Below are 1,916 nucleotides of genomic sequence, written 5' to 3' on the forward strand. Positions count from 1 at the left end.
CCCGGTGCGGTGCGCGGTGCGGGCCGGGGGCGCTCAGCTCGCGCCGAGCGCCACGTAGTCGTACATCCCGAAGGAACCGGTGACGTAGACGTTGCGGGTGTCCGGGTGGCGGTAGAGCAGGGACCGCGGGTAGAGGTACGGCACGATCACCGCGTGCTCCATCGCCAGCCGGTCGATGCGGTGCCAGATCTCCGCGCGCCGCTCCGGGTCGGAGGACCGCGCGCCCTCGTCGAGCAGGGCGTTGATCTCGGGATCGTCCAGCTCGCCCATGTTCTGGTTGCCGCGCTCCTTGATCGCCCGGCCGTCGACGAGCTCCTTGAAGAAGCCGTACCCGTCGGGGAAGTCGGCGCCCCAGCCGAACATGATGATCCCGATGCCGTGCTCGCGCAGGTACGCGGGGCAGCCGCCGTAGAGGTCGAAGTAGTCGCCCGACGGGAAGTCGACGACCTCGGCCTCGATGCCCACCCGGGCGAGGCCGGCCGACAGGGCCTCGGCCGCCCGGTACTCCTTCAGGCGGTCCTTGCGGGCCGCGATCCTGGTGCGGAAGCCGTCCGGGCGGCCGGCCGCCTTGAGTTCGGCGCGCGCGGCGTCCAGGTCGCCGGTGGCGTCGGGGCCGACGGGGTAGCGGTCGAACGGCTGGTAGCCGTCGAGCGTCGGCGGCAGGAGGGTGGTCGCGACGTCGCCGCCGACCGGTCCGCCGTAGGCCAGCTGCATCGCGGCCTTGTCGGTGGCGAACTGCACGGCCCGACGGCAGTGCACGTCGTCGAACGGCGCGATGTTGCTCGACAGGCAGTAGATCCAGGTGAACCCGGTGAGCGGGTTGTCGGTGTGGGCGCGCAGTTCCGGGTCCGCGAGGATCCGTTCCTGCGTCGCGGGCTGCACCCCGAAACCGGCCAGGTCGACGTGCGCCTCCCCGGCGAGCAGCATGCGGTCGACCTCGTGCGGGTCCTTGCCGAGGTGGACCTCGACGCGCTCGGCCCGCCGGACGCGCACCGGGTCGGTGGACGGGTCCCAGTGCGGGTTGGGCTCCAGGACGGCGAGCTCGCCGCGGGTGTAGGAGGCGACCCGGTACGGGCCGGTCGCCACCGGTCCGAGCCGGTAGTCGGCGCCGGTGTCCCGGTGGCGCGGCACCGGCGTGGTGCTCGGCATGGTCGCGAGGAGGTCGAGACCGGCGAACGGTTCGAGGAGCCGGAAGACCAGGGTGCGGTCGTCGGGGGTCTCCAGGGTGACGGGCCCGTCCGCGTCCGGCTCCCGCCACGGGCCGCCGTAGTCGGTGCCGAGCAGGTGGCGGAAGTAGGTCGGGCCGGCGCCCAGCACGTCGGTGCCGTAATTGCTGCGGGCGATGGCGTACTTGACGTCGGCGGAGGTGACGGGCGTGCCGTCCTCGTACTTCAGTCCGGCGCGCAGCCGGTACGTCCACACCCGGCCGCCCTCGGAGACTTCGCCGAGCGCCTCGGCCAGGTCGGGCACGAGCCGCTGGCCGTCCTTGCCGGGGGCGGTGTCGAAGGTGACCAGGGTCCGGCCGACGAGCCGGAGGAAGTTCCACGTGTAGGCGTAGTAGGTGTTGCCGGGGTCCAGCGAGTCGAAGTCGTCCGTGCGGACGAGCCGGAGCGTGCCGCCCGTCGTGTCGGTCGGTGCGACCACACCCCGTACGGCGGCGTCGAACCCCTCGTCCCCCTGGTCCACGGTCTTCGACCGAGTGGTCTCCATGATCCTCCAGCCTTCGTCGCGATGCCGTCCGTCCCATCCTGGGGGCGGCGGCGGGCGGGCGAGGAGGTGCGGCGGGACGTGCGCATAGCCCTGGGGCCGGTCGGCATATCCCGACCGGCGCGGACCGGCGAGGACCGGCGCGGACCGCCGGGGGCGGCCCGGACCGGCGAGGACCGACGGGGGGCCGGCCCGGGGCGGGGCCGGGG

2 protein-coding genes are annotated in these 1,916 nt (G+C 73.6%); one reads left to right on the plus strand and one right to left on the minus strand.

Annotated elements, in window-relative coordinates; all coding sequences use genetic code 11:
* Positions 1–33: 33 nt before the first annotated feature.
* Positions 34–1,710: an ABC transporter substrate-binding protein gene (locus ACFCY7_RS40415; protein WP_376491073.1), complete on the minus strand. Its 1,677-nt coding sequence runs from the start codon at positions 1,708–1,710 to the stop codon at positions 34–36.
* Between the two features lie 21 nt (positions 1,711–1,731).
* On the opposite strand from ACFCY7_RS40415, the gene ACFCY7_RS40420 reads away from it, so the two are divergent.
* Positions 1,732–1,916: hypothetical protein (locus ACFCY7_RS40420; RefSeq protein ID WP_376491074.1), on the plus strand; the 185-nt coding region annotated here is incomplete at its 3' end.

This window comes from Streptomyces sp. NPDC056361, assembly GCF_042262805.1.
Classification (GTDB): domain Bacteria; phylum Actinomycetota; class Actinomycetes; order Streptomycetales; family Streptomycetaceae; genus Streptomyces.